This window comes from Marinobacterium sp. xm-m-312 (genome assembly GCF_013283295.1).
GTDB lineage: Bacteria > Pseudomonadota > Gammaproteobacteria > Pseudomonadales > Balneatricaceae > Marinobacterium_E.
Genome location: NZ_WBYS01000003.1, coordinates 178,819 through 205,810, shown reverse-complemented (window position 1 = coordinate 205,810; position 26,992 = coordinate 178,819). Strand labels below are relative to the sequence as shown.

Sequence of the window (26,992 nt, the reverse complement as noted above, 5' to 3'; positions counted from 1 at the left end):
TTTAGGCAGCTCTCTACAAGAGTTCAGCCAGTAATCTTTGCTGCGCCTGCTGTTGAACCGCCATTTCTAAACGATTTGCGGTAAAAATAGCGGCCAATTGATCCAGAGCGGTCTCAAACTGGTCATTAATCACTAGGTAGTCAAAGTCGCCGTAGTGACTCATCTCAGATTCAGCTTGCGCCATACGACCGGCAATCACCTCGTCACTGTCGGTGCCACGCCCGGTTAATCGACGCAGAAGCTCTTCGCGACTCGGTGGCAAAATGAAAATAGAGCGCGCTTTGGGCATCTTTTCACGAACGATCTCAGCACCCTGCCAATCGATCTCTAGAATCACATCGATACCCTGTGCCAGTTGCGACTCCACCCAGCCTTTTGATGTGCCGTACTTATTGGTAAAGACTTCTGCGTATTCGAGAAATTGTCCCGCTTCGATCAGACGATCAAATTCAGGTAGATCAACGAAGTTGTAGGAAACACCGTCCTCCTCGCCAGGCCTAGCAGCGCGGGTAGTATGAGACACCGACACGCGAATGCGCTGATCGCGCTCTAATAACGCTTTAACGAGACTGGTTTTACCGGCACCGGACGGAGCGGAAATGATATAAAGAAAGCCCTGAGCTGCTGACATAACTGACACCCTGATTAATAAGCCGAGAATGATATAACAACATAAGGCTCCTGTTTAGGGATAGAACCGAAACACTAGAACCAGCAGAGGGCAACTAACAATAGAGTCACCGAATCTATACAGAGTGTGTTAGCGTAAAGCATTAACCTGCCCACTTAGAATTTGATTCAGCTTAGAAGGAGTTAGCATGCAGTTCAGCCGTTTAGGAACCAGTGGTTTAGACGTTTCGCGAATCTGTTTAGGCACCATGACTTGGGGGAAACAGAACACCCAAGCCGAAGCCGATGAACAGATCGAGCATGCATTGTCGGTTGGCATTAATTTTTTTGATACCGCCGAGATGTACGCAGTACCCCCAACGGCTGAGACCTACGGAAAAACAGAAGCGATTATTGGTAACTGGCTTGCCCGCAACCCTTCTCGTCGCAGTGAGATGATCATCGCCACCAAAATCGCTGGAATTGGACTACCCTGGGTTCGAAGCGGGGGGCCCATTACTGGCAAGGCAGTAATTGAAGCGGTCGACAACTCACTTGAGCGTCTACAGACTGACTACATCGATCTTTACCAACTGCACTGGCCAAACCGGACATCACCCCACTTTGGTAAGCATACGCCAAACTTCTTCAAGTTCAGCGACATTAACGCGGCGGAGCATGAAGCTCAGATGCTCGATATCTTGAAAGGGTTAGACCATTGCATAAAAGCGGGAAAAATTCGTCATTTTGGCCTGTCTGACGATACCACTTGGGGTATCAACACCTATCTAAAACTGAGCCGTGAATACGATCTGCCAAAACCCGTATCGATTCAGAATGAGTTTAGTCTATTGCATGCCAAAGATTGGCCCTATTTGATCGAAAACTGCGTTCATGAAGAGATCGCTTACCTGCCCTGGTCACCACTTGCATCCGGATTACTCTCTGGTAAATACGCGGGCGGAGCGATGCCGGAAGGTAGCCGTTGGAGTATCTCTAACCCTGCCGCACTGCATCGTAATACGCCTGAGGCTCACGAAGCCGTTGCTGAGTACGTCAAACTGGCACATCGATTTGGTTACACCCCTTCGCAGCTGGCACTCGCGTGGTGTTATCAAGTCGATGGCGTAACCTCTACCATCATTGGTGCTACCTCAATGGAACAACTTAAAGAGGACATCGCCGCCTTCGATATGCCACTGTCTGAAGAGTTGCAAAGCGAGCTAGCGGCGGTGTTTAAACGCCACCCTCAGCCGTTTTAAGAGAGTCGCTTAACCGCTCTGCGCATCGATAGACGATAGAGGAGCGGTATGACAAACAGCGTTAGCACAGACGAGAAGCCCAGACCCCATACAATCGAGGTGGCGACTGGGCCCCAGATCAGAGACTTACCCCCCAGACCCGCTGCAAGCGAGAATAGACCCGCCATGGTGGTCAGGGTGGTGATCAATACCGGAATCACCCGTCGACGCGAGGCATAGAGCGTCGCATGCATCAGACTCATGCCATTACCAATTCGGTCATTAGCGGCGGATATCAGTACGATCGCCGCGTTCACGGCGATGCCTGCCAACGCCACGACGCCGTACATGGTGTAGAGACTGAGCGGGTTTTGCGTCACGATCAAACCCAATACGACACCAGTAAACGCCAAGGGTACTGTCGCCAAGATCATCAGTGGCTGCCAGTAACTGCGGAACTGCGTGCCCAATATTAGATACATCAAGCCGACGCCGACCAAGAAGAGAATCGCAATCGAATCCATACTCTCTTGAATATCATCCAACTCACCCGAGAAGTCGAGATCGATGGCAGGATATTGCGCTTCGTACTCCTTCCAGCGCTCTAGCAAGAAGGCGTTGGCTTGTACGGTATCCATACCGCCAGAGCGAAGGTCAGCCTCTAAGGTGATTGCACGACGGAAGTTGTAGTGACGAATGTTACCCAACGACTGTTTACGCTCCTCTATTACCAACTCCGACAGAGGAATAGCACCGCCCGCGGGAACAGGAATACGGTAGCTAAGCAGACGCTCAAGAGAGGGTAGCGACTCAGGATTAGCACGAACACGAACATCCAGGCGTTCACCGGCATCTCGCATACTCGCGACAACTTCACCGTCGACCAATAGGCGCAGGGTGCGACGAACATCCGCAGGGTTCAAACCTGTACGATTGATCGCATCACTGTCTAACTCCAGACTCAACTCATAACGACCACGAGCCGCATCGTCTTCAACATCCACGAAATCTTCGTGACTGTTCAGAATTTCAATCAGAATGTTGGTAGCGTCGCGAATCTCTTGGTAATCATCACCACGTACCTTGACCGAGATCGGTTTAGAGGCAGGCGGACCACCCGATAGGCGCAAGAATGAGATGCGAATCGGACCGGCAATGTCACCCAAATCTTCACGCACCGCATCGGTCATCTCTTCAACTGTGCGCAGTTCAGGTGTTTTAGGGTTTAGACCGACAAGAATCTGGCCGTACTGCTCGCCAATACGCGGCTCTGTCTCGGTAAACATCTGACCGGCATAGCTTGCGATGGCGCGCACTTCCCCGTCACGCACATTTTGACGGACACGCTCTTCCACACGTGAGACCACCTCCATCGTTTTCGCGACAGGCGTCGCTGCCGGCATTTCAACGTTCACATAGAATAGGCGGACAGGATCGGCCGCAAAGAAATCCATCTTAATGTAGCCGTTGCCTAGGGCACCGACCGCGCCTATCAGTGGCAATACGGCGACAATCAGTGAGAGAACCGGACGGCGCAGCGCTTTGATCAACAGACGAACATAGGTGATCTGCACGCGGTGGGTCATGGTTTCACGCAGACGCTGAATTCGACTCGGTTTATCAAACCCAACCTTAGCCGCCAAAATGTGGGCAGGCAGCATCCAAAAGGCTTCAATCAGACTGATCGCTAGGGCGATCGACACCACCATAGGAATAACCTTCATGAACTTGCCCAAAATACCGGGCAGTAGCATCAGCGGTAAAAAAGCGGCGATGGTGGTCAGTACCGCCGCTGTGACGGGAGCCGCTACCTCTTTCAACGAACCCTGAACGGCGGCAATCCCCGAAAATCCGCGCTGTAGCCGATAGTAGATCGATTCGACCACAACGACGGCGTCATCAACCAACATACCCAACACAATCACCACACCCAACAGCACGGTGACGTTCAACGTTTCGCCCAGTCCCGCCAGTACCCAGAAAGTGGCTGCCAAAATAAAGGGGATGCCGATCGCTGTGAGCAGTGCGATGCGTGTACCTAAGAAGAGCCAAGCCACAACCAACACCAGGATCAGACCGATCAGGGCATTGTTCTCCATGATTTGAATCGACTTGCGCGTCGCAATGGTCTGATCATCGATCAAGACCATCTCGACACCGGTCTCAACCGATAGAGCATTTCGCTCATCCATGTAGGTCTGAACACGCTCAACCAATTCCAGGGTGTTGGCACCCTCTTTCTTCATTACCGCCAACAGCACAGCCGGTTTATCATCGACACGTACTAAGAAACTAGAATCTTCACGAGCGCGCTCGACACTGGCGACACGTGACAGTGGCACTTCTCCCGATGCCCCCAATACCGGTCGATTGGCCAGATAGCTTGGGTCAGCGGCCGTACCGACAACACGCACCAACCAGTTACGATCGCCTTGTACCAAGTTACCAGCCGCCTCATCTTGGAAGAAGGCAGTAACGGTGTTGGCAACCTGTTGTGGGGTAATGCCTAGGGCTTCCAGTTCAGAGACATCCAGATTGACCTGCAGTTCTGGGTCAGGCAGTGCCACAGGGTCGATGCGAGAAACGCCTTTAAGCTGGGACAGATCTTTGTCGATACGAGTCGCTTGCAGACGCAGGTTCTCGTCATCCGCCAAGCTGGTCACCGCCACCGTTGCGGCAGGGAAGGCATTGGAGCTGGTGATCTCCAGAATCAGTGAATCTAACGCAGCATCCGGCAGTTCAGATTCAGTGTTTTGTATTTCACGACGCAGATCGGCTAAGCGTTTATCGAAGGTACGATCATCGATGTCCTCAAAGCGCACTAGGATACTAGAGATCCCTTCACGTGAATTACTCGAGACAAACTTTACATCGGCCAGTGAACGTAACGCATCTTCAAGCGGATCCGTCACCTTACTCTCAACATCAAGCGCTGTAGCACCCGGCAGCGGTGTGGTGACGATGATCCAGTTGAAGTTGATGGTTGGATCTTGTTGGCGGGGTAGTCCTTGATAACTCAACAGACCGACCGCCAGTACTAGCAAGAAGGTCAGGTTAGCTAGCACATGGTTAGTAATGAAGCGTTGCCACATATCAGCGCACCTCTACCGCTTCGCCCTCGACTGCGAGCAATCGACCCTCGGTAATGACCTGTGACCCCTTGGGAAGATCAACCGCCGCAGGCTGACCCTCTATGGCACCGTCGACGACGACAAATTGTGCGACACCCTGCTCTTCAAGCAACAGACCAAGCTTCCATTCGCCATCGACTTTACGACGAACCAACAGTTCAGAGGAGACGTGCGGTTGATTGGCGGTCCAGGTTAAACGACCCGTTGCACCAATCTCGGGCGTCGCTTCAGTAAAAATAAAACGGTAGGTCTGCGTGCGTTCGCGACGATCAATAATGGGCAATTTAGCTCTTAACTCAACCGCGAAAGATTGGCCGTTGCTTTCAAACCACACCTTGCTCTCAGCAACCCCTTTTCCAGGGGCGACTTTGGCTTCTAGTTCTGCCCCATCCGTTTGAACCAACTGAAGCAGAGGCATACCGGGAGCGGCTAAGGCACCTAGCTGAGCCATTCGTGCTGCAATGACTCCATCGAATGGAGCAACCAGCGAACAATTTTCAGTCGCAATACCAGCCAGTTCAATCTGACGGTTTTGCACATCGATGCGGGCATCCAATGAGGTAAGCGCCGTTTCACGCTGTTGCAGAGCATCGTCACCTAGATTGCCTCGTTTGTTCAAGGTCTTGGCACGTTCGTATTGATCACTCAAAAGTGGGCGTTGTGAGCGCAACTCACTCAAAACCGCTTTTTGCGTCGCCAACTGACTCTCGTAGGTACGGCAATCTAAATTCACCAGAGCGTCGCCCTGCTTCACTCGATCACCCACCTCAACATTGATCTTCACAATACGTGCAGAGAGCTCTGCACTCAGCGCAGCATCATTGGCACTGATCACTTCTGCAGGTGCTGAGAATGTTGGGTAATAGACTAAGTCAGCAAAAGACTGAGTCGACACCACAGGTGCTGCCTGAACACTATTAGCTATGCCAAACACTAGAACAAAAAGAAGGGAGCGCATCATTAACCTCGATTGTGACGGATGGTCTAAAAATCTAGACCGATATCTACGCAGTCTAGCAAGGAATGGTGCATTGCAAAATGAAAGAGTGAGAGGGTGGCCGACTGCACCCTCTCTTCAGGGATCAGAACTATTTAAGATCAGCGGTTAAAGTAACCTGAGTTTCTGGGTCCACTTCATCAACATGGTGCTGATAGTTGGGGTGGTCCACACCGACAGCAAGAGCCGCACCCGCTTTGAGTGTCGCGATCATCTCATCGGTCAATTCAAAACGCATGAAGTGGACGGCACTGGTCTTCTCTTCAGTACTGCGCTCTAGATCTTCATCGGCTATTGCAAACACCTTTTCATGGCCGAATACCTGAACATAGGTTTTGTGTTCAAGCCCGACCAACTTACCCAGTGCCACTTTGCGCTCATCTGGATCGGCAAATTCAATGAGCTGTGTACACTTCAGGTTGGTCCCATCTGGAATCAGTGGGTTGTAGGCATCCAACTCATCTTGAATACCCTCTTCATCGAAGGTTTTCTCGATGCGAAGCATCTCTTGGATCTGGTAGCGGATGGTCAACTCGTCTTCAAACTGAAGCGTGACGTTGGGACCAATAAAGACCGTTCTTCGACGGCGGTGCTCCAGTGCCTTTTTACGAAATTCAGGACGTTCTTTGTGGTAGGTTTCCAGCGACATTAACGAGTCGCGTACTAATTGGGTCATACTCTACTCCTTAAATGCCATAAGCCTTGCGCAATAGTGATATTGGGTGTGACTTTTCTGGCTGCTTATCGTGATTTTTATCGATACCTTGTGCGATGTGAGCTCCTCCCAATGGGCAGTCACTCGAAATGTAATCCGGATCAAAATCAGCCATCTGACGGAATACCGGCTTACCTATCTTCATCGCTTTTTCATGAAACTCTTTCTTAACACCGTAAGTGCCCGCGTGACCACTGCATCGCTCTACTGTTTTTAGTTCGGTATCAGGAATCTGCTTCAACATCTCTTCGGTTTTCTTACCGACGTTTTGCACGCGACCGTGACAGGGAACATGGTAAGAGACTTTACCTAGTCCTTGTTCAAACTCCGCTTTCAATAGACCATCTTTTTGACGTGCGATCAGGTATTCAAACGGATCCCAAAATGCTTCCTGTACCAACTTAACCTCTTCGTCATCCGGGTACATTAGTGGCAGCTCTTGTTTAAACATCAAGGTACAACTTGGCACAGCCGACGTCAGCGCATAACCCTCTTTGGCTAACTTAGCCAGTTGCGGGATGTTGATACGTTTTAGTGAGTCCACCCCTTCAAGATCGCCCTGCTCTAGCTTCGGCATGCCACAGCAGACCTCTTTCTGAGCAAAGGTCCAAGGTATGTCGTTGTGCTCTAGTACTGCAATAAAATCTTCACCAATACCCGGCTCGTTGTAATTGATGTAGCAGGTCGCAAACAGTGCCACTTTGCCGGGTGTGCGTTCACCCGCTACAACGTCAAAAATCTCATTCGGCTTGGCTTTGCTGCGTAACTTCTTACTTGCAAATGGCGGTAACCATGCCTCTTCGTCAACGCCTAAGGTTGCAGAGAGTGCTTTGCGCGTCGGCTTCCAATGGTTAACCGTATTAATCGTCTCACTGACAATGGGGATACCGGCTAGCTTACCGGTGGTGTCAGTGCTGGATAAAATCTTGTCGCGCATGGGGAGACCCTTCTCTTTGGTCTCGACCGCTTTAGCGCGCAGCATAAGATGCGGAAAATCTAAATCAAACGGGTGTGGAGGTACGTAAGGGCACTTCGCCATGTAACACATGTCACAGAGGTAGCACTGATCAACAACCTTCTTGTAGTCCTCTTTAGCAACACCATCGACTTCCATAGTTTCGCTTTCATCAATCAGATCAAACAGCGTTGGGAAGGCGTCACATAAACTCAGGCAACGACGGCAACCGTGACAGATATCAAAGACGCGCTCCATCTCTTGGTGAAGGTCATCTTTGTCGTAAAAAGTTGGATTTTTCCAATCCAGAGGATGGCGTGTTGGGGCTTCTAGATTGCCCTCTTTTTTTGTACTCATAACACTCTCCAGGCAAAGATCGATAGGTCGAACAGGTTGCCCGACCTATCGTGGGCTGATTACGCTTCCGCTTTGTAAGCTTCCAGTGTTTTCTGGAACTTATTAGCGTGACTGCGTTCTGCTTTTGCAAGCGTCTCGAACCAATCAGCAATCTCGTCAAAGCCCTCTTCACGAGCTGCTTTCGCCATGCCTGGGTACATGTCAGTGTACTCGTGAGTTTCACCTGCAATCGCAGATTCCAGTGCTTCCGCCACATTACCTGCAGCTAGACCAGTTTCAGGGTCACCTGAACCACCATCGATTAGGTATTCCATGTGGCCGTGCGCGTGACCAGTTTCACCTTCAGCCGTATTACGGAATACGTTGGCTACTTCTGGAGCACCCTCGATGTCTGCCATGTTGGCAAAATATAGGTAACGACGGTTTGCTTTTGATTCGCCAGCGAATGCTGCCTTTAGATTCTCTTCTGTTTTAGTACCTTTGAGATCCATGATGTTCTCTCCTATTTTTGTTAGCTAACTAAACAGAGCTTGGACAAGAAAATTTCTTGTCTCACTTAAAAATACGCCAGGATCTCAAAATTGGCTTAATTTTAATTTTCTATGGTGCTGATAGATCTTTCCTATTCACCTTTCAACCCTAAAGCTGGCAACATAAAGCGGTCTCTTTAAGAAACGAAAAAGAGAGCTAAAAAGCTCTCTTTAATTAGTAATTCACCAGGCCGCTAAACCAATGCCTGATTTACATGTTCGGGTAGTTAGGGCCGCCGCCACCCTCTGGTGCCACCCAACGAATATTCTGGGTGGGGTCTTTGATGTCACAGGTCTTACAGTGCAGGCAGTTGGCTGCGTTAATCTGAAGGCGTGGTTCGGCTTCATCTTCAAGCACTTCATATACACCGGCTGGGCAGTAACGCTGTGCTGGCTCTGCATACTGAGCAAAGTTAACGGTGATAGGAACACGGCTATCCTTCAGCTGTAGGTGACAAGGCTGATCCTCCTCATGCACGGTGTTCGAAATAAACACTGACGAAAGCTTATCGAATGATAGCTTTCCGTCTGGTTTAGGGTAATCGATCTTCGTACACTCGCTTGCTGGACGCAGCATCTCATGGTCGACGTGAGTATCGTGCAGTGTCACTGGGATACGACCACCAAAGATGTTCTGATCCAGCGTATTGAAAGCGCCACCAAGAATTGGACCAAACTTATGTAGAGCTGGGCCAAAGTTACGTGAGCTGTACAACTCTTGGTACAACCAAGAGTTTTTGTAGAGATCATTAAATGTGGTTGCCGTGTTTGACTCTTCAGCAATAGCAGAGACTACCGCTTCGGCCGCCAACATGCCCGACTTCATTGCCGTGTGAACACCTTTGATGCGCGAGAAGTTCAAGGTACCGGCATCACAACCGATCAATAGACCACCAGGGAAGGTCATCTCTGGAAGACAGTTGTAACCACCCTTAGCAATGGCACGTGCACCGTAAGAGACACGAGTACCGCCCTCTAAGTACTGCGCGATTTTCGGGTGGTGCTTCATACGTTGGAATTCATCAAAAGGACTGACCCAAGGGTTTGAGTAGTTCAAATCGACGATTAGGCCCACAACGACCTGATTATTCTCAGCATGGTAAAGGAAGAAGCCACCACTTGTACCGTCACTCAATGGCCAACCAGAGCCATGAATCACCAAGCCCTCTTTATGTTGCGCAGGATCGATATCCCATAGCTCTTTAATACCAAGACCGTAGTGCTGAGGATCTTTGCCCTCATCCAAGTTGAACTGACTGATCAGCTCTTTACCTAAATGACCGCGACAGCCTTCGGCAAAGAGTGTGAACTTAGCCTGCAGCGCCATGCTCGGCACGTAGCTATCTTTCTCTTCACCGTTTTCGCCAATGCCCATCGCACCGGTGAGAACACCTTTGACACTGCCGTCTTCGTTATAAAGAACTTCAGCCGCAGGGAAGCCAGGAAACACCTCAACACCCAAGGCTTCAGCCTGTTCTGACAACCAACGTGACAGATTGCCAACAGAGGCGATGTAACAGCCGTGGTTGTGCATCGTTTTAGGTGCCACAAAGTTAGGCACTGTAATCGATTTTATCTCGTTTTTCAGAAGGACGATTTCGTCTGTTTTCGCTTCAGTGACCAGGGGTGCGCCCTGCTCTTTCCAATCTGGGAAGAGTTCAGTTAACGCTTTAGGATCGACCACCGCGCCTGACAGGATATGACCACCCACCTCAGCCGCTTTCTCAACAACACAGACCATCAGATCAGCATTGAGTTGTTTGATCTTACAAGCAGCTGCAAGTCCCGCAGGGCCTGCACCTACAATTAGGACATCAAAGTCCATTACTTCATAATCCATTGATCTCTCCTAAAACGACTCAATCACTGAAATGTAAATTAAAACTGTTCGTCACTCAGCACAAATGCGGCATCAAGGCCCGTCATAATCGTTTGTGCATGAGCTTCTGCTCGTGGCAAGTAGTGCTCTGCATAAAAGCGCACGGTGGCAACTTTAGCGGCCAAAAACTCATCCGAGTAAGCAGAACCTGCTCCGCTTAAGGCTTTAGCTCGAATGGCCTCTTTTGCCATTAGGTAGGCGCCGGTGAGGTAGCCCATCTGCATTAAGAAATCGAATGCGACCGCACCCATTAAGCTGCGATCGGCAGCAGCACGATCAAGAATAAACTCTCGAATCTCTCGTGCGCGGGCCACGGATGCCACAAAACGATTGGCCATCTTATCAAGTCCGCACGCTCGAAGATCGGCTTCAATAGCCGCCATTTCATCAAGCAGATCCGCTAACGCTGCACCGTTATCGCTCAAGGTTTTACGACCAATCAGATCCAGTGCCTGAATGCCGTTAGTACCTTCATAAATGGCTAAGATACGGGCGTCACGGTAGTGCTGAGCCGCGCCAGCCTCTTCGATAAAGCCCATGCCACCATGAACCTGAATATTCAGAGAGGTCAGTTCATTGGCCATCTCTGTCATCCAGCCCTTCACGATCGGCGTTAACAGTTCAACACGCGCTTTAGCCGCCGTTTGATCACCCTCGATGTGCGAACGATCAATCTCAGCAGCAGCAACTAGGGCCAATGCACGCATCGATTCACAGCCCGAGCGCATCGCCATCAACATGCGACGCACATCGGGATGCTCAATAATAGGGATTTTCGAACCATCTTTACGACTGCCCTGTGTGCGCTCTTTCGCGTAGGCAACCGCTTGCTGATAAGCACGTTCAGAGATCGACAAACCCTGCAGACCCACCGACTGACGTGCATGGTTCATCATGGTGAACATGTAAGCCAAGCCTTTGTTCTCTTCACCGACCAGGTAGCCTACTGCACCGCCATTATCGCCAAAACTCATCGTACAGGTTGGCGAACCATGAATGCCCAATTTGTGCTCTAGAGAGATGCATTTTGCATCGTTTAGCTCTGCAGGCTCTCCGTTCTCATCCAGCAAGAACTTAGGCACGATAAACAGCGAAATCCCTTTTACACCGGCCGGTGCATCTGGAAGTCGCGCCAAGACTAAATGCACAATGTTCGGGGTCATCTGATGATCGCCCCAAGTGATGTAGATCTTCTGGCCTGAGATCAGGTAGTGATCGCCATTCGGTACCGCTTTGGTTGAAACGGCTGCTAAATCTGAACCCGCGTTAGGTTCAGTCAGATTCATGGTGCCGGTCCACTCACCGCTGACTAAGCGCGATAGGTACTGATCTTTTAGCTCATCACTGCCGTGAGCGATCAGTGCTTCAATCGAACCCTGAGTCAACATCGGGCAGAGTGCAAACGCCATATTGGCCGAGTGCCAAAGCTCGTTCACGGCGGTACCCACTACATTCGGAAGGGCCTGCCCACCAAAAGCTTCCGGCGCGGTTAAGGTTGCCCAACCGTTCTCCATGTACTGCTGGTAAGCATCCGAGAAACCTGAGGTCTCTATAACCTTATCACCGTCAAGGCGTGCGCCATTTTGGTCACCCACTGCATTGAGCGGAGCCAGTACTTCAGATGCGAGCTTACCCGCCTCTTCAACGACGACATTGGCCAGTTCAAGATTAACTTCATCCAGGCCCATCGCCTGGCAAAGTTGATCGAATTCAACCAATTGATCCAATACAAAAGCGGTGTCCTGTGCAGGCGCGTTATAGATACTCATAGAATAGATTCCCGATTTGGAAAGCGTTGGAAAGCTCTTAAAAACAGAGGGCAGCTAGGCTGCCCTTGTTTGATTTAGATTTTCGATACTAGCTCTGGAAGGATCTCGTGTAGATCACCCACTAGACCGTAGTCTGCAATGCCGAAGATTGGCGCTTCTTCATCTTTGTTAATAGCAACGATAGTGCCTGACTCTTTCATACCTGCAAGGTGCTGGATAGCGCCTGAGATACCTACAGCAATGTATAGCTTAGGCGCTACCATCTTACCTGTCTGGCCAACCTGCATATCGTTTGGCACAAAGCCGCTGTCGACCGCAGCACGTGATGCGCCCACTGCAGCACCAAGCTTATCTGCAAGTTCGAATACCTTAGCGAAGTCCTCTTTAGAACCTACACCACGACCACCTGAAACAACGATATCTGCAGATTCAAGTTCTGGACGATCTGATTCGCTCACCTCTGCACCTACGAAACGTACTTTCGCAGCTGGGACAGTCACTGATGCCGCTTCAACAGCAGCTGAACCGCCATTACCAGCAGCAGCAAATGCAGTACCACGAACAGTCATCACTTTAAGCGCGTCGCTGCTCTTCATAGTCGCGATAGCGTTACCAGCGTAGATTGGACGCTTGAACGTATCTGCATCGATCACTTCGATAACTTCAGATAGCTGATTCACACCGCAAAGTGCAGCAACACGTGGTGCCAAATCTTTACCGAAAGTGCTCGCACCTAAAATAACGTGCGTGTAATCACCTGCAAGCTGCTTAGCGATTGGTGCAACAAACTCAGCAAGTGAGTGTTCAAGAGCAGAATCTTCAACTGTTAGGACACGATCAACACCCGCAACTGAAGCTGCCTGCGCTGCAGCCGCAGCTACAGAAGAACCTACCACTAGCACATCAACTGGCGCGCCTAGTTTAGTTGCAGCAGTCACTGCGGAAAGAGTTGCACCTTTAAGTGACTGACTGTCGTGTTCAGCAATAATCAACGTTTTCATCATCAACTCTCCCTTAAATAACCTGTGCTTCGTTACGTAGCTTGTCGATCAGTGCATCTACTGAATCCACTTTGATACCGCCGCTACGCTCTGCTGGAGTCTCAACAGAGATAAGCTCTACGCTGTTTGTTAGCTCAACGCCAAGGTCAGCTAGAGTCTTAACATCCAGTGGCTTACGTTTAGCCTGCATGATTTTTGGCAGTGCTGCGAAACGTGGTTCGTTCAAACGAAGGTCAGTAGTGATAACTGCTGGAAGATCCATCTCAACAGTCACAAGACCGCCATCCACTTCACGAGTTACCTGAGCTTTACCGTCTGCAATTTTTACTTCAGATGCGAAAGTTGCCTGTGGCACATCTAGAAGAGCCGCAAGCATCTGACCAGTCTGGTTATTATCAGAGTCGATCGCTTGTTTACCAAGAATAAAGATGCCAGCATTTTCAGACTCGTTCACTTTCGCAAGAATGCGAGCAACATCAAGAGAGTTTAGTTTGCCTTCCGCTTCGACCTGCACACCTCGATCTGCACCTAGTGCCATTGCGTAACGCATCTGCTCCTGACAAGACTTGTCACCAATTGAAACCACAACGATCTCAGACACGACACCCGCCTCTTTAAGACGTACAGCTTCTTCAACTGCAATCTCACAGAATGGGTTGATCGACATCTTAGTGTTTGCCAAATCTACATCGCTGTTATCCGCTTTAACGCGAACCTTAACGTTGTAGTCAATAACGCGTTTTACTGCGACTAATGCTTTCATGTTAACTCCTTAAATCCTGGCCACTAAGACCAGTCTACTAAACTGTGTTACAGCGCGTTTGCTTGATCGCGCAGTACAAACTTCTGAATCTTACCAGTCGACGTTTTTGGTAGCGGACCGAAAACAACATTCTTAGGTACTTTGAAACGTGCTAGGTGCTCACGACAGAACTCGATCACATCCGCTTCACTTACCTCTGGCGCACCCTCTTTTAGAGTGACGAATGCACACGGTGTTTCGCCCCACTTCTCATCATTCTTCGCTACAACTGCAGCCTCTTGAATGTGAGGGTGAGAATAAAGAACACCTTCAACTTCGATACTAGAGATGTTCTCACCACCCGAGATGATGACATCTTTCGAACGGTCTTTAATCTGCACGTAGCCATCTGCATGCCATACCGCCAAATCACCCGATGCGAACCAGCCGCCTTTGAATGACTTCTCAGTAGTTGATGGGTTCTTCAGATAGCCCTTCATGACAAGGTTACCTCGCATGAAGATCTCACCCATGGTCTCACCATCTTTAGGCACAAGTTCCATGGTCTCTGGATCCATAACCACCATGCCTTCCATCATTGGCGAACGCACACCTTGGCGAGCTTTAAGCACAGATTTTTCTGCAGGTGATTTTTCATTCCACTCATCTTTCCATGCACAAACAGCACATGGACCATAGGTCTCAGTTAGACCGTAGACATGAGTTACCTCAAAACCAATTGCTTCCATACCAGCGATAACTGGAGCTGGAGGAGCAGCACCCGCGGTCATTACTTTAACTTTGTGGTTGATGCCCGCTTTCATCTCAGCAGGAGATGAGTTCAGCATATTAAGAACGATTGGCGCACCACAGAAGTAGCCAACCTCTTCTTCTTTGATTAGTTCAAAAATCTTATCGGCACGGACATGACGCAAGCTCACACTGACGCCCGCTTGTGCGGCAATGGTCCAAGGGAAACACCAGCCGTTACAGTGGAACATTGGTAGAGTCCAAAGGTACGATGCGTGAATTTCCATACCCCAAGATAACGCATTGCTTGCAGCATTCAGGTAAGCACCACGGTGGTGGTAAACAACCCCTTTCGGATCACCTGTAGTACCTGAAGTGTAGTTTAATGAGATCGCATTCCACTCATCAGTAACGCGCGGGAAATCGTATTCCGGATCACCACCAGCGATAAACGCTTCGTAGTCCATCTCACCGATCATCACACCGCCATCATAGCTAGCATCATCAATACCAATCACAAGCGGTTTGTTGTCTAGCATGCCTAGTGCAGCCGTAGCCAATTCACCAAACTCTTTATCGACTAGGAATACCTTTGCTTCAGCGTGCTGAAGGATAAACGCAACAGCTGCCGCATCCAGACGCGTGTTAATCGAGTTAAGAACAGCTCCAGCCATCGGCACACCGAAGTGCGATTCAAAATGCTCTGGAAGGTTAGATGCAATGATTGATACGGCCTCACCCTTTTTAACACCCGCTTTATTGAGGGCGCTCGCTAACTGCTTACAACGTGTGAGAGTCTCTAACCAAGTACGACGAACAGCGCCATTCACTGTTGCAGTTCGATCAGGGTAGATGAACGCAGAACGCTCAAGGAAGCTGATAGGTGTTAATGCTGCATAGTTTGCAGAGCATTGATCAAGGTTGGTCTCAAAGGGTGAGTTGTGCATCTGATTATCCCTCATTTATTTTTTGCGAGTTTTACCACTCGTTTATTCTGTTTATCGTCACAGCTTAAACCGCTTTGAGCAGCTTAAACAGCGTTAATTCCCTAATTTTAGTAGGTATAAAAACCTTTTCCGCTTTTCTTACCTAACTCTCCCTCAACCACTTTTTCACGCAAAAGAGGTGCAGGTAGATAACGAGCATCTTTCAGCTCAACAAACATCAAATCCAAAATACTTAAGCAGGTATCTAGACCAATCATATCAGCGAGAGCTAGCGGCCCCATTGGGAAGCCTGCCCCAAGTGTCATGATTTGATCGACCTGTTCTGGTGTTGCAGTACCCTCTTCGACAACACGAATCGCTTCATTAATGGTCGGAAGTAAAATTCGATTAAGCACAAAAGCTGGACGGTCTTTAACAACAACCGCTGTTTTACCTAATTTCTCAGCGAGCTCGAGCACAGCCGATCGAGTATTTTCTGAGGTGTGCTTAGTCACTATCACTTCAATCAGGGCCATCAAAGGCACCGGATTCATGAAGTGCACACCCAACATACGATCTGGATTTTCTACTAAAGCTGCCAATCGACCGATTGAAATTGAGGAGGTATTACTCGCCAGAATAGCTGAAGGTTTACATACACCATTGAGCGCTTGAAAAATCTTACGCTTGGTCATCTCATCTTCAGTAGCAGCCTCAACCACCAGGTCACAATTAGCTAGCGCATCCATTGATACAGATGTGGTAATGAAAGGGAGTGGATTGCATCCCGCAGCCAGCTTGTTGCGCTCTTTCAACTTAGCAACACTCGTTTCAGTTCGACCGAGCGCTAGCTCCAACTGATCTGCGGAGATATCTACCAAAACAACCTGGATGCCTGCGCACGCCAAAACCTGGGCGATACCTTGCCCCATCTGACCTGCACCAACGACACCAACCTGCTGAATCATGTAACCAACCTTAAGCTTTTTTGCATGTTTGGAATTATCTAGCAATTAAAGCAAGGACTAAATGACAAGGCGAGACTATTTATTGATATTTTCGGACATGAAATTGCGCTATATTGTGACACTAATACCTAAGTAGAAGCCAATAGATAGATTTTCGGTCAGATCAATGCAGAATTTTGATAACAACAGCATCTCCAGTCATTTTGCATTGGGAACACTTAAATCTGCAGCTCGAATGGGTGTTGATATTGGCTCACTGCTTAAAGACGCAAATCTGGACGGGCGACTTCTCGGTAACCAGAAGTTTAGGTTAACGCCCGCGCAATTTGGCTCGCTAGCTCGACTCTCATGGGAGCGGGGTGACGATGAGTTCATGGCCTGTGCCGAACGTCCAGCCCGGTACGGAACGTTTAGTCTTTTCGCGAGAGAGGCCGTGCGTGCAGAAAACCTGTTAGAGGTTTACAAGCACCTATGCCGCTTTTACCGCTTAGTGAACGAATCCCTCTCGCTTAATCTATCTATCGACGGAGAAAAAGTGACGTTAGAGATGTCGCTATCTAAACCTGAATTGGATCCAGATTACCTTCTAAGAGACTTCCTACTTCTGTTGTGGCACCGCTTTCCAAGCTGGCTCATTGGCCGCAGGATCCAACTATTTGAAGCGCAAATGACAGGCCCCAAACCACCACACGCAGATGAGTATCGGCTTATCTTCCCCTGCCCAGTCTCATATGAAGCATCCGCTAACCGACTCATCTTTGAGGTAGAGGCGTTAAAAGCGCCAATTATCCAAAATCTCGACACCCTTCGAGATCATTTGAGAAGTGCACCGCTGCAATGGTTCACGCGACAAGAGTATCTACCGGTATTCACCCGTCGCGTCAGAGATATCATGGGTCACATGGAGTTTGTCGAGATAGATATGGAAAGTGTCGCCCATCAACTCAATATGACTGTTAGAACGCTACGAAGAAAACTTGATGATGAGGGTACTGGATTTCAAGATATTAAAGACGAGCTCAGACGAGACAGTGCTCTACATCTACTAAACCAATCCTCTCTTTCAATTCAGCGGATATCGCAACAGCTTGGTTTTTCTGAAACTGCTGCATTTACCCGATCTTTTAAGAAGTGGACCGGCCAAACTCCTAGAGAATTTAGGTCTGGTAACAGGTCTGCCCCATAATAGATCCTTTAAGATTTATGCAAAAAACCATCAATACCATCGATGGCAGATTGGCACATCATATTCTCAGCCATAACATCGCCAGCAAATGCGTAGGCATCTGATAGAGCCATCTGACGTTGCGGATAGAACATTGCTTTGCCAAAGCGGATTGCATCAGGGCTCTTTTCGGTAATTTTAGCAACCTTGTCGGCCACAGCTTGATCAAGCTCTTCCTCTTCTACGACCTGACTGACTAGACCCCAGTCATACGCTGTATCAGCATTGATAAAATCACCGGTCACGAGCATATCGAAAGCTCGCTTTGGTGCGATAGATCGAGACAACGCTACCGCAGGAGTCGAACAGAAGAGCCCTAGCTTGATACCCGATACTGCGAAGCGGGCAGAACTTGCCGCAATTACCAAGTCACAGCTAGCAGCCAACTGACATCCTGCGGCAGTCGCAATTCCATGAACCTTCGCTATTACAGGCACAGGAAGCGCCACAATGCTTTGCATTACTTTACCACAACGCCCGAAGAGGTCCTGGTAATAACTCTGCTGAGGATGAGCGCGCATCTCTTTCAGGTCATGCCCAGCACAAAAACCGCGACCGCTACCTGCTATCACCACACAGCGCACACTTTCATCCTGTGCAATATCATCGAGTTCGTGCTGCAGCGCTTCAAGCAATGCTTCAGATAGAGTATTGAAGTGATCAGGGCGATTAAGGGTTAGCTTCACCACACCACTTTTGTCTTCACGTATTAAAACTGTCATCACATCATTCCTCTTATTGTTGGTCTGTGACTAGATTAGTTTTCAGAAACTGTTCGATACTCTCAAGCACCTGCTCTGCATTTGTTCTATGCGGAACGTGAGCACAATCGGGAATTATCACCTGGTCAGAGGGGCCTGCACTCTGATCATGAATATATTGGGGAAATGCCTGCGAGCCATACTCGTCCAATTCACCATGAATAGCGAGCACTGGAGATTTTAGCTCATTAAGCGCATCGGTTAGACGCCATTCAGCGAAGTCAGGATTTAGCCACACATCGGTCCAGGCACTAAGTACCCACCGAGCATTCGCACCATGCCAACGTTCAAGCTTTTCGAGCTGACCATCCTGCGTAAAGAGTAACTTTGCTTCGCTGATAGATTTAAGCGTCTGCTTCTCCACAAAAGCCTGTGCTGCAATCGTAATTACCGCCAAACAATCAGGGTCCGAAGCACCAATTTCCACAGCCATCGCACCTCCCACTGAGTGGCCCAAAACTAGATACTCTTTAAACCCTAAAGCAGTTTTAATTTGTGGAAAGTAGTGCTTAGCTTCTTCAGCTATAAAGTCGAGGTTAGGTAATACTGCTCTGGAGTCGGAGTTTCCAAATCCGAGACGGTCATATGCGATAATAGGTCGTTGGAGTCGTTCGAGAAGCTGTTCTGGAAATTCACGCCACAAGTTAACCGAACCAAGGGAATCATGCATAAGTACCAGGGGCGCAATTTCGGGATATAGCTCTGCCCCCCAGATCTTTATGCTAACCAGCCCCTGATCGGTAGTGACCTGTTTCTCCACCCTATTACTCCTGCAACTCTGCTAAATTCTTGAATAGCTCTAGAGCGCGCGGATTCGCTAGCGCTTCCACATTATTAACCTTTTCGCCTAAGACAGTTTTGCGCACGGCCAGTTCGACTATCTTACCGCTAATTGTGCGAGGGATTTCGGAAACCTGAATAATTACAGCAGGCACATGACGCGGCGTTGTATTTTTTAGAATCTGCTGTCGAATCTTCAGTTTGAGCTCATCATCCAGTCGAAAATCTTCACGAAGCACGACAAATAGAACGACCCTCGTATCATCTCTGTACGGCTGCCCAATACAGACACTCTCGAGCACCTCTCCTAACTGCTCAACTTGACGATAGATCTCAGCTGTTCCTATACGCACACCGCCAGGATTCAATACTGCATCAGATCGCCCATGAATTATTAAACCGCCCTGCTTCGTAATTTCGCCGTAGTCACCATGAGCCCAGATATTCTCAAATCGATCAAAATAGGCAGAACGATACTTCACTTGGCCGGGGTCATCCCAAAAACCGATTGGCATTGATGGAAAGGGGTCGCAGCAAACCAGCTCTCCCTTCTGTTCAACTACTGTTTCGCCTCCATCGTCGAGTATTGCCACAGCCATACCCAAACCGCGACACTGCAACTCGCCAGCGTATACAGGCAAAATTGGACAGCCGAGTGCGAAGCAGGAAATAATGTCTGTACCTCCAGAGATAGAGGCGAGTAAAAGATCTTCTTTAATGTCACGGTATACATATTCGAAGCTCTCATTGCTAAGAGGAGAACCCGTCGATAGTATCGTTCGTAGTTGCGATAGATTATGAGACTCACGCGGCTTAAAGCCAGTCTTTTCCAGCGCTGCCAAATATTTAGCGCTCGTACCAAAGATAGTCACAGACTCCTGTTCCGCTATATCCCACAACACGCGAGGTCCAGGAGCGAAGGGAGAGCCATCGAACAACATTAGTGTGGCGCCTGTAGCAAGACCACTCACTAACCAGTTCCACATCATCCAGCCACAAGTTGTGTAGTAAAAGAGGGTATCCTCGCGCCTCAGATCAGTGTGTAACTGATGCTCCTTAAGATGCTGCAAAAGTGTCCCACCGATGCCATGCACTATGCATTTTGGCTGGCCAGTAGTGCCTGATGAATACATAATATAAAGCGGATCATCAAAGGCCATTCGCTCAAACCTGATGTCGGAAGCTGTCTTATCAACAAAGTCTTCCCAGTGCAACGCCTTGCTAATCACAGAGAGTTCAACGTACTCGTCAATGTAGGGAATCACTACCAACTGCTCTACAGACGGTAAAGCATCTACAAGCTGTGCGCTCTTTTCCCACGTTTCGATACGTTTGCCGTTATAGAGATAGGCACTAACGGTGAAAAGAACTTTAGGAGCAACCTGACCAAATCGATCGAGAACCCCCTGAAAACCAAAATCCGGAGAGCAGGATGTCCAGGTTGCACCTAGACTTGTTGCAGCCAGCATAGCAACGCAGGTCTGCGGCAGATTTGGTAAGAAACCAGCAACTACATCGCCCTTCCCAACACCAAGATTACGCAGAGCGGATGCACATTGAGCAACACTAGTATACAAATCAGAGTAGCTTAGGCTCTGTCGCCCACCCTGCTCATTGCGAAATAAAATCGCAGTGCGATTATCACGAAACTTAAGCAGATTTTCTGCAAAGTTTAGCTTTGCGCCGGGAAACCAACGCGCTCCAGGCATTTTTTGCCTATCTACCAGATAAGGCTCACGCCCTTTATCGCCTAACACATCAGCCGAGTCCCAAATGTCAGACCAAAACTGCTCAGAGTTCTCAACTGACCATTCGTGAAGTTGAGAATATTCCTGCAGAGTTAATGAGTATTTGCGATTAACGGTCTGCATAAATTGCCACACCTGAGTATGTTCAATCTGGGACTGAGTCGGTTGCCAAAGTTGTTTAGCCATAATAGGAATCTCTTTTGCGCTAAGGCTTATCTTCAGGTCGACGTTTAAGCATATTAGTCACAAGATAGCTCACGACCTTCTCTCTATGCTGATTAAAGCCCTCTATGCGGTAACGTACGATGCCGATGTTTGGTTTTGATTTTGAAGGGCTTAACTCCTCGATCTGCGCTTCACACCTCAGAGTGTCACCTGGACGCACTGGGATCAAAAAACGGAGCTCATCGATTGCTGGCCCACCCATAGAGCAGGCCCTAAAGTGATCCCGCTGAATAAATAGTCTGAAACAGAGGGCAATCGTTTGAAAGCCACTGGCAATCAAACCTCCAAAATGGCTTTCAGCTGCCGCTTGGTTATCTACATGAAAACTCTGCGGATCATACATCATCGCGAAGTCTATAATCTGAGCTTCAGTTAACGTTGCACTGCCGCCTTCGAGGCGCTCTCCTATAGTGAAATCATCGAAATAACGCATAAAATATAGCTCCGTTTCTCTTACTAGATTCTTAGCCCGCCATCCATCTCAACGATTCGACCGGTGAAGAAGTCATTTTCAATAATATATTGTAGAGTGTGAGCCATCTCTTCGGTTTCACCCAAGCGACGCAGCGGTACAGATGAAATCATCCTGTCGATCGCTTCTGGTTTCATCTGCGCAGTCATTTCTGTAGCAATAACACCTGGTGCAATTCCACCAACACGAATCTTATGTCGCGCCAACTCACCCGCCCAGCTTGCTACCATTGTTGCAACAGCCGCTTTAGTTGCCGAGTAGTTGGTCTGACCGATATTACCCGCACGTGAAACTGAGGAGATATTTACAATAACGCCACCTTCACCCTGAACCGCCATAATCGCAGCAGCCTCACGACCACACAGGAAGCTACCGACCATATTAACGTTCACAACAGACTGGAACTGATCGAGTGACATCTTGTCTTGCAACTCTCCATCCTTAACTTTTATCAACATACCATCGCGCATGAGTCCGGCGTTATTCACTAATCCATTGATCTTTCCAAACTCTGTTTTGATCTTAACAAAACAGTCTTCTACCGCTGTCTCGTTAGTAATATCGCAAAGATATCCTCGCGCTTCACCACCTAGAGACTGACACGAGGCAACCGCTTCGTTGAGGTTTTCTTCACTCAGGTCGATAAGAGCCAAACCAGCCCCCTGCCTAGCAAGACTTTCGGCCATTGCTCGGCCAAGTCCACGTCCACCACCGGTAATAACAAACACGTTATTTTTTATTTGCATATTGATTTCACCCTGTCTTAAATCATTTCAATCGCGACTGCAGTAGCCTCGCCACCACCAATGCAAAGCGAAGCTAAGCCACGCTTTTTCCCGCTCTGTTTTAGAGCATGCAGAAGAGTCACAAGGATTCTCGAGCCGCTTGAACCTATCGGGTGTCCTAGCGCACAAGCACCACCACGAACATTGACTTTAGAACCATCTAAACCTAGTTCACTAATCGCCAACATGGTCACTACCGCGAAGGCTTCATTAATCTCAAAGAGATCAATGGAATTTAGATCCCAGTTAGCACGTTCAGCTGCTTTCTTAATCGCACCGATTGGCGCAATTGTGAACTCCGCAGGTAGTTGAGCATGGGTACTGTGCGAAGCTATACGAGCCAACGGTGTGAGCCCCTTAGCCTTAGCCGTGGACTCTCGCATAAGTAATAGCGCAGATGCTCCATCAGAGATCGAGCTAGAATTGGCAGCTGTGACTGTGCCATCTTTTTTGAATGCAGGCTTAAGAGAACGGATCTTATCAATACGAGCGTTACCGGGTTGCTCGTCAAAATCGACGATCACCTCTCCCTTACGAGTTTTAACATTCACAGGAACGATCTCTTCTGAAAATTCCTTACGATCCATTGCACCAAGAGCCTTTTCGAGTGAAGCAATCGCGAAGTCGTCCATTGCCTCTCTAGTAACCTGATAATCATCAGCGCTTTTTTGAGCGTAGAGACCCATCAAGCCACCTTCGTAGGCATCTTCAAGACCATCACAAAACATATGATCAATCACCTGTGAATGCCCCATACGCATACCGGAACGCGCCTTAGGAAGTAGGTATGGCGCCTGGCTCATATTTTCCATACCTCCAGCCACCATAACATCAACCATGCCTGCCTTAAGCTGGTCATGGGCCAACATAACCGCTTTCATACCTGATCCACACATCTTATTAATAGTTGTACAGCCAGCTGCATCAGGTATACCAGCCCCGCGTGATGCCTGACGAGCAGGCGCCTGACCAAGGCCTGCTGGAAGGACACAACCCATGACAACTTCATCAACATCGGCTGGTGCTATACCTGCACGTTCGATGACCGCCCTTATCGCCGTAGCCCCAAGCTCTGGCGCCCTCACGTGTGAAAAGACACCCATCATCCCTCCCATAGGAGTTCGGGCTGCACTTACTATTACAATTGGATCTTGGTTCATGGCTTACCTATCTAAATGAAAGTTTACGTAAACGTAATCCTGAGATTAAAAAGAGAGAGGCAGTGCCTCTCAATTAGTTAACTAAAATTCTTCTTCATGAACTTCTGGAATTCACCCACGATTCCGCTACGGAATGCCAGCACACAGACAACGAAAATTAGCCCCATGATGATATGAATGTAATTACCTAACTCACCACCCGAAAGATAGTTCTGAATAGTAACTACAGAAGCTGCCCCAACAAGCGGCCCCAACAGCGTTCCCATGCCACCCAGAAGGGTCATAAGTACAACTTCTCCTGACATATGCCAGTGAGCATCAGATAACGACGCAAGCTGAAACACCAAGGTTTTTGTCGAACCAGCCAAACCAGCCAGACTCGCCGAGATAATAAATGCGACCCACTTATAGTCATTCACATTGTATCCAAGAGAAACAGCACGAGGCTCATTCTCGCGTATCGCTTTCAGTATCTGGCCAAAGGGTGAATGGATAGTACGGTTTATTAACCAGAAGCCGAACAGGAAAATTACCAGAACGGTGTAGTACATATTTAGACTATCGCTTAAGTCGATAAAGCCAAATAATTCACCGCGCGGTATACCCTGCATGCCGTTTTCGCCACCCGTAAATGGGGCTTGTAGATAGAAGAAGAAAGCCAACTGCGCGAGCGCTAAGGTCACCATTGCGAAATAGATGCCCTCTCGCTTAACTGCCAACTTACCATAAAGTGCACCAAGCAAGCCTGCGGCAATGGTGCCACAGAGTATGCCTAGCTCAGGCGACAAGCCGGTCTCCATAACCAAGTAGCCAGTTACATAGCCACCGGTACCCAAGAAGGCTGCATGTCCAAATGAGAGCAAACCTACATAACCTAGTAGCAGGTTAAAAGCCATCGCGAACAGACCGAAACACAGCACTTTCATCACAAAAACAGGGTAAAGGATATAAGGCGCAATCAGACCCAAGGCCACAAGAATAAGTGTCGATTTAGAAACTTTAAACATCTTAACTCCTACGCCTCTTTACCAAAAAGACCCGACGGTTTAAGTAACAGCACGATCACCATTACGACAAAAATAATCGTGGTTGAAGCCTCGGGATAGAAGTACTTTGTTAATCCTTCTAAAATACCCATTGCCAACCCTGTAAGAATCGCTCCACCAATAGAGCCCATTCCGCCAATAACTACTATCGCAAAAACAACGATTAATAGATCAGCCCCCATGTATGGAGATACCGAATATATAGGGGCAGCCAGTACGCCACCCAAACCTGCAAGGCCAACACCAAATCCAAAGGTCAGTGTGACAATCAATGGCACATTGATACCAAATGCCTGCATCAATTTGGGATTTTCAGTGCCTGCGCGTAGATAAGCGCCCAACTTGGTTTTTTCAATCATGTACCAAGTCAAACCACACACAAGTACCGAGACTACGATAATCCACGCACGATAGGTCGGCAGGTACATGAATGGCAGTTTGAAACCGCCTTTTAACTCGGCAGGAATCTTGTACGACAAGCCTGACGAACCAAAAATATGAGTAAATACGCCCTGAAGAATCAGCGCTATACCGAAGGTTAGTAGAAGACTGTAAAGATGGTCTTCATTAGAGATGCGGCGCAATAGAAAACGCTCCATTATTACGCCTATTAAACCGACAGCCAAAGGAACAATAAAAAGAGCTGCCCAATAATTTATTCCAAAATACTGAAGCACCATCCATGCCATGAAGGCACCCAGCATATAAAGTGCACCTTGAGCAAAGTTAATAATTTTTAGCAAACCAAAAATTATTGCCAGTCCTAAACTCAGAAGCGCATAAAATGAGCCATTAATAAGGCCGATTAGAAGCTGCCCAAAGAGGCCGAAAACATTAATATCAAAAAGTGACGCCATTACCTTTTCCTTTGAGGGAATGGCTGATGGGTCATAAAACCCATCAGCACACGTTGGTCAGATTACTTCGCTGCGAAGTTACACTGATCCATCATTGGACCAAATGCCTGGTCACCAGGGATAACATTCTGTACTTCGAAGATGTCATCGGCAGAGCTTCGCTCATCACCTTTTTTGATACGCACTTGGTACATATCATGAACCATACGACCATCGGCACGAAGGTATGCATTGCGTGCGAAGAAGTCGTTAGGCTTGTTCTTCTTCATCACAGCCATAACTGCTTCAGCCTCATCAGTACCCGCTTCTTTAACCGCGTTTAGGTAATGCATGACCATAGAGTACTGTCCTGCCTGTCCCATTGCAGGGATAGAACCATGACGCTCTTTAAAACGCTTAGACCACGCACGTGTCTGCTCATCTAGATCCCAATAGAAACCTGTAGTTGTAAGCATTCCTCCAGCAACATCTGGATCTAGCGCCTGTGCGTTAGGTGTAAACACCAATAGACCAGCTACATCAGCCGATTCAGTCAAACCAAACTCTGCAGCCGCTTGAAGTGAGTTAACGAAATCAGCGCCCGCATTTGCTAGTGCGACAACATCTGCGCCTGACGACTGAGCCTGAAGAATGAATGAAGAGAAGTCCGTTGTACCAAGTGGTGCACGAGCTGCACCTAGCACCTCACCACCATTATCAGTAACAACTTTACTAGCTACACCCTCAAGCGCATGTCCAAATGCGTAGTCAGCAGTAATGAAGAACCATTTCTTCTTACCAGACTGAACCATTGGCTTAACTGTACCGTTTGCTAGTGCAACTACGTTGTAGGTCCAATGAGCGTTGTAAGGTGAACATGCTTTAGTTGTAAAGGCATGCGATGCAGATGTAGAAATAAGAGCAAGCTTACCTTTCTCTTTTGTAACTTCTGTAACAGCACCAGTTACGGAGGATGCCACCAAACCTGAAACAGCATCAACGCCTTCAGTATCAAGCCACTTACGGGTAATTGAAGCACCAACATCGGCTTTGTTTTGGTCATCTGCACTAACTATTTCGATTGGTTTACCTAATACAGTACCCCCAAAATCTTCTACTGCCATCTGAGTAGCAGTAACACAACCAGCGCCACAGATATCAGCGTAAACACCACCCATATCTGCAAGCACACCAATTTTAACAACATCACCACTAATGCCAGCAGCGCTTGCAGCACTGATTGACATAGCCGCACCGATAGCAGTTGCTAATAGCTGAGGTTTAATTGATTTCATGGATATATCCTTCATTTTTATATTTATTAGCCTAAGGGCCGAAGTAACTTCACCGATAGTTCTTGAGGAAATTCAAAAACTGCTCAGTT

At 48.4% G+C, this 26,992-nt stretch carries 23 protein-coding genes; 2 read left to right on the top strand and 21 right to left on the bottom strand.

Going from position 1 to position 26,992, the window contains the following annotated elements:
- Window positions 1-13: 13 nt before the first annotated feature.
- Window positions 14-631 carry a guanylate kinase gene (gmk, locus tag XMM312_RS05250; protein ID WP_173481727.1) on the bottom strand — a complete coding sequence of 206 codons (618 nt, stop codon included), beginning with the start codon at window positions 629-631 and terminating at the stop codon, window positions 14-16.
- A 187-nt stretch (window positions 632-818) separates the two neighbouring features.
- On the opposite strand from gmk, the gene XMM312_RS05245 reads away from it, so the two are divergent.
- Entirely contained in the window at window positions 819-1,871 is a 1,053-nt protein-coding gene (locus XMM312_RS05245; protein ID WP_173488786.1) for an aldo/keto reductase, read from the top strand.
- Here XMM312_RS05245 and XMM312_RS05240 read toward each other — a convergent pair.
- The 11 genes from XMM312_RS05240 to XMM312_RS05190 all read right to left on the bottom strand — a co-directional run bounded on the left by XMM312_RS05240 (window position 1,868) and on the right by XMM312_RS05190 (window position 16,570).
- Window positions 1,868-4,942 (bottom strand): efflux RND transporter permease subunit, encoded by a 3,075-nt coding sequence (locus tag XMM312_RS05240; RefSeq protein WP_173488785.1) that lies wholly within the window; start codon window positions 4,940-4,942, stop codon window positions 1,868-1,870. The genes XMM312_RS05245 and XMM312_RS05240 overlap by 4 nt on opposite strands.
- A gap of 1 nt (window position 4,943) precedes the next feature.
- Window positions 4,944-5,942, bottom strand: coding sequence for an efflux RND transporter periplasmic adaptor subunit (locus tag XMM312_RS05235; RefSeq protein WP_173481723.1), 999 nt, complete (start codon window positions 5,940-5,942; stop codon window positions 4,944-4,946).
- A 127-nt stretch (window positions 5,943-6,069) separates the two neighbouring features.
- Window positions 6,070-6,654 (bottom strand): DUF3501 family protein, encoded by a 585-nt coding sequence (locus XMM312_RS05230; RefSeq protein ID WP_173481722.1) that lies wholly within the window; start codon window positions 6,652-6,654, stop codon window positions 6,070-6,072.
- A 10-nt stretch (window positions 6,655-6,664) separates the two neighbouring features.
- Complete coding sequence (locus XMM312_RS05225; protein ID WP_173481721.1) at window positions 6,665-8,005, bottom strand: heterodisulfide reductase-related iron-sulfur binding cluster; 1,341 nt, start codon at window positions 8,003-8,005, stop codon at window positions 6,665-6,667.
- Between the two features lie 59 nt (window positions 8,006-8,064).
- On the bottom strand, window positions 8,065-8,496 hold the full coding sequence (locus tag XMM312_RS05220; protein WP_173481720.1) for a rubrerythrin family protein: 432 nt from the start codon (window positions 8,494-8,496) through the stop codon (window positions 8,065-8,067).
- A 250-nt stretch (window positions 8,497-8,746) separates the two neighbouring features.
- The gene (locus tag XMM312_RS05215) at window positions 8,747-10,375 is read right to left on the bottom strand and encodes an electron transfer flavoprotein-ubiquinone oxidoreductase (RefSeq protein WP_173481719.1); all 1,629 of its coding nucleotides are present in this window, start codon (window positions 10,373-10,375) and stop codon (window positions 8,747-8,749) included.
- 38 nt (window positions 10,376-10,413) lie between these two features.
- The gene (locus XMM312_RS05210) at window positions 10,414-12,183 is read right to left on the bottom strand and encodes an acyl-CoA dehydrogenase (RefSeq protein ID WP_173481718.1); all 1,770 of its coding nucleotides are present in this window, start codon (window positions 12,181-12,183) and stop codon (window positions 10,414-10,416) included.
- A gap of 74 nt (window positions 12,184-12,257) precedes the next feature.
- The gene (locus XMM312_RS05205) at window positions 12,258-13,184 is read right to left on the bottom strand and encodes an electron transfer flavoprotein subunit alpha/FixB family protein (RefSeq protein ID WP_173481717.1); all 927 of its coding nucleotides are present in this window, start codon (window positions 13,182-13,184) and stop codon (window positions 12,258-12,260) included.
- A gap of 13 nt (window positions 13,185-13,197) precedes the next feature.
- The gene (locus XMM312_RS05200) at window positions 13,198-13,947 is read right to left on the bottom strand and encodes an electron transfer flavoprotein subunit beta/FixA family protein (RefSeq protein WP_173481716.1); all 750 of its coding nucleotides are present in this window, start codon (window positions 13,945-13,947) and stop codon (window positions 13,198-13,200) included.
- Between the two features lie 47 nt (window positions 13,948-13,994).
- The gene (locus XMM312_RS05195; protein WP_217362097.1) at window positions 13,995-15,623 is read right to left on the bottom strand and encodes an acyl-CoA synthetase; all 1,629 of its coding nucleotides are present in this window, start codon (window positions 15,621-15,623) and stop codon (window positions 13,995-13,997) included.
- A gap of 107 nt (window positions 15,624-15,730) precedes the next feature.
- Window positions 15,731-16,570, bottom strand: coding sequence for a 3-hydroxyacyl-CoA dehydrogenase family protein (locus tag XMM312_RS05190; RefSeq protein WP_173481714.1), 840 nt, complete (start codon window positions 16,568-16,570; stop codon window positions 15,731-15,733).
- A 166-nt stretch (window positions 16,571-16,736) separates the two neighbouring features.
- On the opposite strand from XMM312_RS05190, the gene XMM312_RS05185 reads away from it, so the two are divergent.
- On the top strand, window positions 16,737-17,756 hold the full coding sequence (locus XMM312_RS05185) for an AraC family transcriptional regulator (RefSeq protein WP_173481713.1): 1,020 nt from the start codon (window positions 16,737-16,739) through the stop codon (window positions 17,754-17,756).
- Between the two features lie 8 nt (window positions 17,757-17,764).
- Here the strand turns inward: XMM312_RS05185 and XMM312_RS05180 are convergent, their stop codons facing one another.
- The 9 genes from XMM312_RS05180 to XMM312_RS05140 form a co-directional block, all read right to left on the bottom strand.
- The gene (locus XMM312_RS05180; protein WP_371731463.1) at window positions 17,765-18,520 is read right to left on the bottom strand and encodes an enoyl-CoA hydratase; all 756 of its coding nucleotides are present in this window, start codon (window positions 18,518-18,520) and stop codon (window positions 17,765-17,767) included.
- A gap of 10 nt (window positions 18,521-18,530) precedes the next feature.
- The gene (locus tag XMM312_RS05175) at window positions 18,531-19,316 is read right to left on the bottom strand and encodes an alpha/beta fold hydrolase (RefSeq protein WP_217363843.1); all 786 of its coding nucleotides are present in this window, start codon (window positions 19,314-19,316) and stop codon (window positions 18,531-18,533) included.
- A 4-nt stretch (window positions 19,317-19,320) separates the two neighbouring features.
- Window positions 19,321-21,270: an acetoacetate--CoA ligase gene (locus tag XMM312_RS05170; protein ID WP_173481711.1), complete on the bottom strand. Its 1,950-nt coding sequence runs from the start codon at window positions 21,268-21,270 to the stop codon at window positions 19,321-19,323.
- Between the two features lie 19 nt (window positions 21,271-21,289).
- A complete protein-coding gene (locus tag XMM312_RS05165) occupies window positions 21,290-21,742 on the bottom strand; it encodes a MaoC family dehydratase (protein ID WP_173481710.1) in 453 nt (150 codons plus the stop codon).
- A 23-nt stretch (window positions 21,743-21,765) separates the two neighbouring features.
- Entirely contained in the window at window positions 21,766-22,527 is a 762-nt protein-coding gene (locus XMM312_RS05160) for an SDR family oxidoreductase (RefSeq protein ID WP_173481709.1), read from the bottom strand.
- Window positions 22,528-22,544: 17 nt separating this feature from the next.
- Window positions 22,545-23,726, bottom strand: coding sequence for an acetyl-CoA C-acyltransferase (locus tag XMM312_RS05155; protein ID WP_173481708.1), 1,182 nt, complete (start codon window positions 23,724-23,726; stop codon window positions 22,545-22,547).
- Between the two features lie 77 nt (window positions 23,727-23,803).
- Window positions 23,804-24,733 carry a branched-chain amino acid ABC transporter permease gene (locus tag XMM312_RS05150; protein WP_173481707.1) on the bottom strand — a complete coding sequence of 310 codons (930 nt, stop codon included), beginning with the start codon at window positions 24,731-24,733 and terminating at the stop codon, window positions 23,804-23,806.
- Between the two features lie 8 nt (window positions 24,734-24,741).
- Window positions 24,742-25,629, bottom strand: a complete 888-nt coding sequence (locus tag XMM312_RS05145) for a branched-chain amino acid ABC transporter permease (RefSeq protein ID WP_173481706.1) — start codon at window positions 25,627-25,629, stop codon at window positions 24,742-24,744.
- Between the two features lie 62 nt (window positions 25,630-25,691).
- Window positions 25,692-26,903 (bottom strand): ABC transporter substrate-binding protein, encoded by a 1,212-nt coding sequence (locus tag XMM312_RS05140; RefSeq protein ID WP_173481705.1) that lies wholly within the window; start codon window positions 26,901-26,903, stop codon window positions 25,692-25,694.
- Between the last annotated feature and the right edge of the window lie 89 nt (window positions 26,904-26,992).

What these genes read in the sequence shown, in the direction of transcription:
- XMM312_RS05220 (WP_173481720.1), bottom strand. Translation starts at nt 8,496, where the DNA reads ATGGATCTCAAAGGTACTAAAACAGAAGAGAATCTAAAGGCAGCATTC.
- XMM312_RS05200 (WP_173481716.1), bottom strand. Translation starts at nt 13,947, where the DNA reads ATGAAAGCATTAGTCGCAGTAAAACGCGTTATTGACTACAACGTTAAG.
- XMM312_RS05160 (WP_173481709.1), bottom strand. Translation starts at nt 22,527, where the DNA reads ATGCAAATAAAAAATAACGTGTTTGTTATTACCGGTGGTGGACGTGGA.
- XMM312_RS05150 (WP_173481707.1), bottom strand. Translation starts at nt 24,733, where the DNA reads ATGTTTAAAGTTTCTAAATCGACACTTATTCTTGTGGCCTTGGGTCTG.
- XMM312_RS05190 (WP_173481714.1), bottom strand. Translation starts at nt 16,570, where the DNA reads ATGATTCAGCAGGTTGGTGTCGTTGGTGCAGGTCAGATGGGGCAAGGT.
- XMM312_RS05210 (WP_173481718.1), bottom strand. Translation starts at nt 12,183, where the DNA reads ATGAGTATCTATAACGCGCCTGCACAGGACACCGCTTTTGTATTGGAT.
- gmk (WP_173481727.1), bottom strand. Translation starts at nt 631, where the DNA reads ATGTCAGCAGCTCAGGGCTTTCTTTATATCATTTCCGCTCCGTCCGGT.
- XMM312_RS05245 (WP_173488786.1), top strand. Translation starts at nt 819, where the DNA reads ATGCAGTTCAGCCGTTTAGGAACCAGTGGTTTAGACGTTTCGCGAATC.
- XMM312_RS05170 (WP_173481711.1), bottom strand. Translation starts at nt 21,270, where the DNA reads ATGGCTAAACAACTTTGGCAACCGACTCAGTCCCAGATTGAACATACT.
- XMM312_RS05205 (WP_173481717.1), bottom strand. Translation starts at nt 13,184, where the DNA reads ATGAAAACGTTGATTATTGCTGAACACGACAGTCAGTCACTTAAAGGT.
- XMM312_RS05240 (WP_173488785.1), bottom strand. Translation starts at nt 4,942, where the DNA reads ATGTGGCAACGCTTCATTACTAACCATGTGCTAGCTAACCTGACCTTC.
- XMM312_RS05195 (WP_217362097.1), bottom strand. Translation starts at nt 15,623, where the DNA reads ATGCACAACTCACCCTTTGAGACCAACCTTGATCAATGCTCTGCAAAC.
- XMM312_RS05215 (WP_173481719.1), bottom strand. Translation starts at nt 10,375, where the DNA reads ATGGATTATGAAGTAATGGACTTTGATGTCCTAATTGTAGGTGCAGGC.
- XMM312_RS05235 (WP_173481723.1), bottom strand. Translation starts at nt 5,942, where the DNA reads ATGATGCGCTCCCTTCTTTTTGTTCTAGTGTTTGGCATAGCTAATAGT.
- XMM312_RS05145 (WP_173481706.1), bottom strand. Translation starts at nt 25,629, where the DNA reads ATGGCGTCACTTTTTGATATTAATGTTTTCGGCCTCTTTGGGCAGCTT.
- XMM312_RS05230 (WP_173481722.1), bottom strand. Translation starts at nt 6,654, where the DNA reads ATGACCCAATTAGTACGCGACTCGTTAATGTCGCTGGAAACCTACCAC.
- XMM312_RS05165 (WP_173481710.1), bottom strand. Translation starts at nt 21,742, where the DNA reads ATGCGTTATTTCGATGATTTCACTATAGGAGAGCGCCTCGAAGGCGGC.
- XMM312_RS05140 (WP_173481705.1), bottom strand. Translation starts at nt 26,903, where the DNA reads ATGAAATCAATTAAACCTCAGCTATTAGCAACTGCTATCGGTGCGGCT.
- XMM312_RS05155 (WP_173481708.1), bottom strand. Translation starts at nt 23,726, where the DNA reads ATGAACCAAGATCCAATTGTAATAGTAAGTGCAGCCCGAACTCCTATG.
- XMM312_RS05185 (WP_173481713.1), top strand. Translation starts at nt 16,737, where the DNA reads ATGCAGAATTTTGATAACAACAGCATCTCCAGTCATTTTGCATTGGGA.
- XMM312_RS05225 (WP_173481721.1), bottom strand. Translation starts at nt 8,005, where the DNA reads ATGAGTACAAAAAAAGAGGGCAATCTAGAAGCCCCAACACGCCATCCT.